General features: G+C 59.1%; 6 protein-coding genes. All 6 read left to right on the forward strand.

Going from position 1 to position 7,909, the window contains the following annotated elements; translation table 11 throughout:
* Positions 1–56: 56 nt before the first annotated feature.
* The 6 genes from gmd (at position 57) to BLR80_RS07715 (ending at position 7,829) form a co-directional block, all read left to right on the forward strand.
* Positions 57–1,091, forward strand: coding sequence for a GDP-mannose 4,6-dehydratase (gmd, locus tag BLR80_RS07690; RefSeq protein WP_092078201.1), 1,035 nt, complete (start codon positions 57–59; stop codon positions 1,089–1,091).
* Positions 1,091–2,068, forward strand: coding sequence for a GDP-mannose 4,6-dehydratase (locus BLR80_RS07695; RefSeq protein ID WP_092078204.1), 978 nt, complete (start codon positions 1,091–1,093; stop codon positions 2,066–2,068). The genes gmd and BLR80_RS07695 overlap by 1 nt, the downstream gene beginning before the upstream one ends.
* Positions 2,065–3,183: a glycosyltransferase gene (locus BLR80_RS07700; protein WP_092078207.1), complete on the forward strand. Its 1,119-nt coding sequence runs from the start codon at positions 2,065–2,067 to the stop codon at positions 3,181–3,183. Before BLR80_RS07695 ends, BLR80_RS07700 begins: the two co-directional genes overlap by 4 nt.
* A 104-nt stretch (positions 3,184–3,287) precedes the next feature.
* Positions 3,288–4,955 (forward strand): type I secretion system permease/ATPase, encoded by a 1,668-nt coding sequence (locus BLR80_RS07705; RefSeq protein WP_092078210.1) that lies wholly within the window; start codon positions 3,288–3,290, stop codon positions 4,953–4,955.
* Between the two features lie 76 nt (positions 4,956–5,031).
* The gene (locus BLR80_RS07710; RefSeq protein WP_092078213.1) at positions 5,032–6,471 is read left to right on the forward strand and encodes an HlyD family type I secretion periplasmic adaptor subunit; all 1,440 of its coding nucleotides are present in this window, start codon (positions 5,032–5,034) and stop codon (positions 6,469–6,471) included.
* 41 nt (positions 6,472–6,512) lie between these two features.
* Positions 6,513–7,829, forward strand: coding sequence for a TolC family protein (locus BLR80_RS07715; protein ID WP_171906368.1), 1,317 nt, complete (start codon positions 6,513–6,515; stop codon positions 7,827–7,829).
* The last annotated feature ends 80 nt before the right edge of the window (positions 7,830–7,909 follow it).

Consider the following 7,909-nt stretch of genomic DNA (forward strand, 5'->3'; position numbering starts at 1 on the left):
GTTGGCTCGGGAATCTCAAAACAGGAAATACCAACACACAAGGAAATATTTTCGCAATGAAAACCGCTGTTATTACCGGTATCACAGGTCAGGATGGTGCCTATCTCGCCCAGTTGCTGCTGGAAAAGGATTATCGGGTCTATGGCGCTTACCGTCGGTCGAGTTCGGTTGCCTTCTGGCGGATCGCCGAACTGGGCATCGCAGACCATCCTCATCTGCATCTGGTTGAGTATGATCTTACCGACCTCTCCGCCAGCATTCGCCTGTTGCAGAACACCCGACCGCAAGAGGTCTACAATCTCGCGGCACAGAGTTTTGTCGGGGTGTCGTTTGATCAACCCCTGACCACGGCTGAAATTACCGGGCTCGGGCCGGTTCACCTGCTGGAGGCGATTCGTATTGTTAATCCGGAAATCCGTTTTTACCAGGCTTCCACCTCGGAGATGTTCGGCAAGGTTCAGGCGATTCCGCAGAATGAATTTACCCCGTTTTATCCGCGAAGTCCTTACGGTGTTGCCAAGCTGTATGCGCACTGGATGACAGTGAATTATCGCGAGAGCTACGGATTGTTCGCTGCCAGCGGAATCCTTTTTAATCATGAATCGCCCTTGCGCGGCAGCGAATTCGTGACCCGGAAGATCACCGCCGCTGTTGCTCGCAGGGCCACAGGACAAGTCGAGGTGCTTGAGCTCGGCAACCTTGATGCCAGACGCGACTGGGGCTATGCCCGCGAATATGTCGAGGGTATGTACCGCATGCTCCAAACGGACCAACCTGATACCTTTGTTCTGGCTACCGGTCGGACGGAAACCGTGCGCGATTTTGTCCGGCTGGCGTTTCAGGCCATCGATATCGACTTGGAATGGCAGGGTGTGGCAGAGCAGGAGGAAGGTCGGGATCGGCGCACGGGGCAGCTCTGCGTACGGGTTAACTCCTGTTTTTATCGCCCCGCCGAGGTTGATCTGCTCATTGGTGATGCCAGCAAGGCCCGCCACGAATTAGACTGGCAGGCGCGAACGACACTTGAGCAGCTTTGCCAGTTGATGGTTGATGCCGACCTGCGCCGCTGCCAGCACAGCGGTCAGCACTGATGTCGTCCAAGCGCCTGCTCATAACGGGTGCCGGTGGTTTTGTCGGTCAGAGGCTGGTGCGATTTTTGCGGCAGCAGGCCTCTTGGAACACCGCTGAACTGCAGTTGTGGGATGCCCATGCCAACGAAGGTGACACCATTAAGGTCGATTTGTGCCAGGCTTCGCTTGTCGACCGGGCGGTTGCTGATTTTTTGCCAACCGCTGTTGTTCATCTGGCGGCCCAATCGCATGTCCCTACGGCCTGGCAGCAGCCGGAACTTACCTGGCAGGTCAACTGTTTCGGTACACTGTCGTTGCTCGAAGCCTTGCGCCGTCATGTTCCCACAGCCGGAGTTCTCTTTGTCGGCACGGCCGAGGTCTATGGTGCTTCCTTTAAAACCGCAGTTCCCCTCGATGAATCCGCGTCGTTGCAGCCACTGAATCCCTATGCGGCCAGTAAGGCGGCTGCCGATCTCATGGCTGGCCAGTATGCTGCCGGCGGATTGCGTATCGTCCGCCTGCGGCCATTCAATCATATCGGTCCGGGGCAACGGGAAGACTTTGTCGCCTCCTCTTTCGCTGCGCAGATTGCCCGCATTGAATGCGGCCTGCAGCCGGGCGTCATCCGGGTCGGAAACCTTCAGGCGCAACGCGATTTTCTTGATGTTGCCGATGTGGTGCGGGCCTATGCCCTGGCCCTGGAACGTCTTGACTGGTTGCCGGCGGGTTTGGTGCTGAATCTGTGTAGTGGTGTGCCTCGTCGCATTGCCGAGATACTGGAATTGCTCTGCCGTCAAACCCGCTGCCCGATTCGCATCGAAACCGATCCTGACCGCCTGCGACCTGTGGACATCCCCCTGGCCTATGGTCGCTGTGACGCCGCGCAGCATTGGCTGGGTTGGGAACCGCAGATACCCTTTACCCACACCCTCAGTTTGCTGCTCGATGATTGGCGTGACCGGGTGCAACGGGACGGCCGATCTGGAAGTGTGTCATGAGGGTGCTTCATGTTTATCGCACCTATTTTCCTGACAGCCAGGGGGGGCTGGAGGAAGCGATACGTCAGCTGTGCCGTGCCACTACTTCTCGGGGCGTACAGAACCGTATTTTTACGTTGAGTCCCTGTCCGCGGCCGGCAGTTCTGCAACGTCCCGAGGCCGAGGTGCATCGTTTTCCCCGAACATGCGAAATCGCATCCTGTGGCATCTCGGTTTCCGCCTTGGCAGGATTCAGAGCGTTGGTGGATTGGGCCGATCTGGTGCACTACCAGTTCCCTTGGCCCTTTGCCGATTTTCTGCATCTGGCGGCTTGCGTGCGCAAGCCGGCGCTGGTTAGCTATCAAGCCGATATTGTACGGCAACAGGGCTGGCTGCGACTTTACCGACCCCTGATGCGGCAGTTTCTTGCCCGTATGGCTGCCGTTGTGGCCACTTCACCCCAGTACGCGGCCAGCAGCCCGGTGCTTTCTGCCATGAGGGATCGGCTCCAGGTGATTCCTCTGGGACTGGATCCGGCCAGCTATCCTGTGCCGAGTGCAGACCGGCAGCAGGAGGTGCTGCGGCGTTTCGGACGGGATTATTTCCTGTTTGTCGGTGTTCTGCGTTATTACAAGGGGCTGTCTTTTCTTCTGGAAGCCGCCCGGCACGCTCCTTTCCAGGTGGTTGTCGCCGGTAGCGGTCCGCTGGAGAGCCTGTTGCATCGACAGGTCCGTGAACTGGGCCTTTCCAATGTTCATTTTGCCGGGCATGTTGATGATGCGACCAAGGTGGCTTTGTTGCAGCAGGCGCGCGCCCTGGTTTTCCCTTCGCATCTGCGCAGCGAAGCTTTTGGCATGGCGCTGCTGGAAGGGGCCCTGTTTGCCAGGCCGCTGATCAGCTGCGAAATCGGATCGGGAATGAGCTATATCAATCAGCATAATCAGACCGGATTGATCGTGCCGCCAGAGGATCCATTTGCGTTACGTCAGGCCATGCTGCAACTGTATCAGGACGAGGTTCTTGCCGCGCGCCTGGGTGCAGGCGCATACCAGCGTTTTCTGCAGTTGTTTACTGCGGAACGCATGGCTGAACAATATCTTCATCTTTATCGCTGGATTCTTGGGTCCTCGCCATAGCGGCAGCTGGCTGCCGTCTCCTTCCTTGACAGCGTTATGCTAATTGTGCCACAGTCTCCCGCTGTCGCCAGAACATTTGTCCTGTAGCCGAAAGGCCCGATTTTATGAAGAGTTTTTTCAAGAAATGGCGTCCCTATCTGATTTTTGGGGCGCTGTTCAGCATGTTTATCAATGCCCTGCAGCTGACCTTTCCCATCTATATGCTGCAGATCTATGATCGCGTGCTGTCGAGTTACAGCATGCCGACGCTTTACGCCATTACACTGGCGGCGATAGTCTCCCTGATAGTGATGGCGGCGCTGGAGTTTGTCCGCTCGCGGCTGCTGGTGCGCTGCGGCGTGGCCATCGATCAGGCGTTGAGTCGCGATGTGCTTGACAGCGTCCTGAAACAGGCGGTCAACAGCACCCCGGCGCAGCAGCAGGCCAGCCTGCGCGATGTCAATGTGTTGCGCAACTTCTTTGGTGGCAACGCCATCTTCACGTTGTTTGACATTCCTTGGACGCCATTGTTTCTTGCGGCCATCTATATCCTGCACCCCCTGCTTGGCCTGGTGGCGACAGGCGGGGCTGTTTTGCTGATTGTTTTTGCGGTAATCAATGAAAAGGTTACCCGCCAGCCGCTGGATGCCGCCAACACCGTCAATGGCTTCTCAGCCAAGTTTGTCGAAGCTGCCCGCCGCAATGCCCAAACCGTCTACAGTATGGGCATGATGCCTGGCGTGACCCAGCGCTGGCAGGAATTTAATGACACCGTAACCAAATTGCAGACCCAGGCCAGCCGTCAGGCCGGCATGGTGCAGTCACTGTCGGGCTGGTTGCGTCAGTCCATGCAGGTGTTTATCTACGGTGTAGGTGCCTGGCTGACGCTGGAGGGGCAGGCTACCGCCGGCTGTATGATTGCTTCGTCGATTGTCATGGGCAAGGCGCTGGCTCCGGTACAAATGGGCATAGGTTCCTGGAAGAGCATGATCGAGGCACGGGGGGCCTGGAAGCGGCTTGATGCGCTATTTTCTCAGCCAAAGCCTGAAGACGGGATGGATTTGCCGGCGCCTCAAGGGGAACTGACCGCCGAACATGCCAGTTTTGCCATTCAAGGCAACGCCATTTTGCGTGACATTCATTTTGTTCTCCCGGCCGGAGAGTCTCTCGGCCTGATCGGTCCGTCCGGTGCTGGCAAAAGCACCCTGTGTCGTCTGCTGCTGGGGCTGTGGCCGGCCAGCGCTGGCAAGGTTCGTCTCGACGGTCATGATATCTATGCCTGGCAGCAGGAAAAACTCGGCCCTTATCTGGGCTATTTGCCGCAGGATATCGAATTGTTCAGTGGCACCATTGCCGAAAACATTGCCCGTCTCGGTACGGTGGATTCCGAGGAGGTCATTCGTGCCGCTCAACAAGCCGGCGTTCACGAATTGATCCTCTCCCTGCCCAAGGGCTATGACACCCGGGTGGGTGAGGGTGGACAGACCCTTTCGGGTGGTCAGCGCCAGCGTATTGGCTTGGCCCGTGCCCTCTATGGCCGGCCGCGTCTGGTCATTCTCGACGAGCCAAACTCCAATCTTGACGATGAAGGTGAGGGGGCGCTTCTTCGGTCGTTCGCCGCATTAAAGGAACAAGGCACGACGTTGGTCGTGGTTTCGCATAAACCAGCGCTGCTGGCCGGTATGGACAAACTGTTGCTGCTCAAGGCCGGGCAGATGTCGCTTTATGGGCCACGCGACGCGGTATTGGCCAAGTTGATGGAAGCCCGCAATGCCCAGCAGGTGGCGGGTTGACGGGCGGGCGCGGTTTTTTGCCATCACTGCCGCTTTGTTTTTCTTATAGCACTCATCCTGCGAAGGTCATTATTCCATGTCCGATTCCGACAATGAAAACCAGCAAGATCATTTAACTCCTGACAAAGCATCGATTCGCTGGTGGCAGCGTCTGCGTAAAAACCGCATCAGCGCCGAGGAATATGCCCAGTTGCAGGACGAGACCACGCCGCCGCCGAGTCTGCCGATTCAGTTCAGTGACAGCCGTCGCATCATCCTCTGGGGGTTGCTGATCATCGGTCTGTTTTTCGGCCTGGGCGGCCTGTGGATCAGCCTGGCCGAGATCAGCGGCGCGGTCATTGCCAATGGCGAGGTGCGTATCGATACCGAGCGTAAAACGGTTCAGCATCTTGAGGGCGGCATCATCCGCGAGATCCTGGTGCGCAACGGCGATGTGGTCGAAGCCGGCCAGCCGTTGATCCTGCTCGACAGCTCGCGGGTGACGGCAGCCACGGATCAACTGCGACTGCAGATCATGGGTGCCAAGCTCGACGAGGTGCGGCTGCAGGCGGAAAAGGAGCTGGCCACGCGGGTTGACTGGCCGGCAGCCATCGAGGGTGTCGCGCCGCAGCAGTATGCCGAACTGCTCGATAGTGTGCAGAAGGTGTTCAGCAGTGGCCGGCAGGCGCTGGAGACTCAGACCGATCTGCTGCGCAAGCAGATTGATCAGCTCAGCGAGCAGGACCGCAGTCTGGCTGCCCGTCAGCAGGCCGAGGAGCAGATCATCGCTGCCTTGCAGGAAGAACTCGATGCCAAGCAGGTGTTGTACGAAAGCCAGTACATTGATAAGACCCATATTCTCAGTTTGCGGCGCGCCATTGCCGAGCATCAGGGCCTCAAGGCCCAGCTGCAGGGCAATCAGGCCGAACTGCGCGAGAAGATCGCTGAGTTCCAGTTGCGTATCAGCGGCCTCGAAACGGATTATCGCCAGCGAGCCAGCAATCGACAGGCCGAGGTGCAGCAGCGGCTGTTCGATCTGCAGCAGCAGCTGTTGCCGCTGCTGGATGCCAGTGCGCGCCTGACGGTAACGGCGCCGGTGGCTGGCGAGGTGGTCGCCTTGCAGGTCCATTCGCGTGGCGGTGTCATCAGCCCGGGTCAGCCGCTGCTGGATATCGTGCCCAAGGACAGTCCGCTGATCGTCGAAAGCCAGATCATGGTCAAGGATATCACCCATCTGTACAAGGGCCAGCCGGCCGATGTGCAGCTGCTGGCCTTCAGTCAACGCACCACGCCCAAGGTCGATGGTAAGGTGGTGTACATCTCTGCCGACCGCTTGCTGCAGAAAACCCCCTATGGCGATCAGCCGGCCTACATCGTTCATATCGAGATTGACAAGCAGATGCTCTACGATAACGATCTGTATCTCACTGCTGGCATGCCGGCGGCGGTGTTTATCCGTACCAAGCCACGCACGGTGCTTGATTACATCATCGAGCCGCTGAAAGAAAACTTCGACCGTGCCCTGCGGGAGAACTGATGGTGGCGCAGGCACAACCAACGAACCGCAGCGAGGTTTCCATGCTGAAACAGTTGATCATCCTGGCCCTTGCCGTGCTGCTGCCGGTGCCGGTTCTGGCGGCGCCGCCGGCGGCCCTGACGGGCAACCTGACGCTGGAGGATTGCATCCAGCAGGGCCTGACCTACAATCCCCAGGTTCACGCCTACGCCCTGGCGATTGATGAAAGTGACCAGGCGGTGCTGGAAGCCTGGGGTGCCTTTCTGCCGACCCTGAGCCTGGGTTACAATGTCAACGATCTGTCCAACAACAGCGACACCGAACGCGATACCGATTATCTCGACCAGAACAGCCAGAGCCTCAATGTGCGGCTGACGCAACCGTTGTTCACCAGCTTTTCCGGTGTGGCCGGTGTCAAACGGGCGCGCCAGTCGCGCGATTATCGCCGCGCCGAGCTCGATTTCATGCGCCAGCAACTGGTGCGGGAAGTCTCTACCAGCTTCTACAGCCATCTGCAGGCCAGCCAGCGCGCCGCCCAGTGGCAGGCTTCCGTCGAACGTTTGCAGCGCCAGAAAGAGATTGCCGCCGCCTGGGTGGCCCAGGAACTGGCGCCGCGCCTGCGCCTGCTCGAAACCGAGGTGGAATTGTCCAATGCCCGTCACGAACTGATTCGCGCGCAATCACAGCAGCAGATCGCCGCCGCCCAGCTGCGCCAGTGGCTGGCCCTCGATGCTCGCGCACCGCTGAACCTGCAGGGCGAGTTCGCGCCCGAGCAGAGCCTGTCGCCCTGTGGTCAGCTCGGTGACTGCCTGCAGTTGGCCCTGCAGCAGCGGCCCGATCTGCAGCTGGCTCAGCTCAGCATCGAGATGGCGCGGCAGGATGCCCACGCCGTCCTGGCACGCAATCTGCCCCAGGCGCAGATCGAAGGCGGCTGGACCGACTACCAGCGCGAATACGATGATCCGCTCTATCCCGAGGACGATCGCGAATATTACAGTGTCAGCCTCAACCTGAGCATGAAACCCTTTCAGGGCGGCCGCAATCTGGCGGCCTGGCGCAAGCAACGTATCGCCGTCGATCGCTACAGCCACCAGCTGGCGGCCACCCGCCACCAGATCACCAGCGACGTTGAAACCCGCTACCAGCAGCTGCAGGAAGCCGGCGCCCGCATCCACACCGCCGAAACCGCCCTTAACGAGGCGCGTGCCGCCTATCAGGTGGCTGAACGTTCGGCCGAGTTGGGCATCGTCTCGCTCGACGATCTGCTCAATGCCGAACTGCGCCTGACCCGCGCCGAAATCAACCTGATCGATTCCCGCGCCGAAGCCGCCCTGGCCCGCGTGCAGCTCGATTACGCCATTGGCACGCCGGTACGCTGATTGTTCGTTGTGATTTCAGGTGTGCCCGACACGTTCGGTCAAGTGCTGCACCAGACCGTTGCTGCCTCGATTTTAGCCCG

It is taken from the genome of Desulfuromonas thiophila (assembly GCF_900101955.1).
Taxonomy (GTDB): domain Bacteria; phylum Desulfobacterota; class Desulfuromonadia; order Desulfuromonadales; family Desulfuromonadaceae; genus Pseudodesulfuromonas; species Pseudodesulfuromonas thiophila.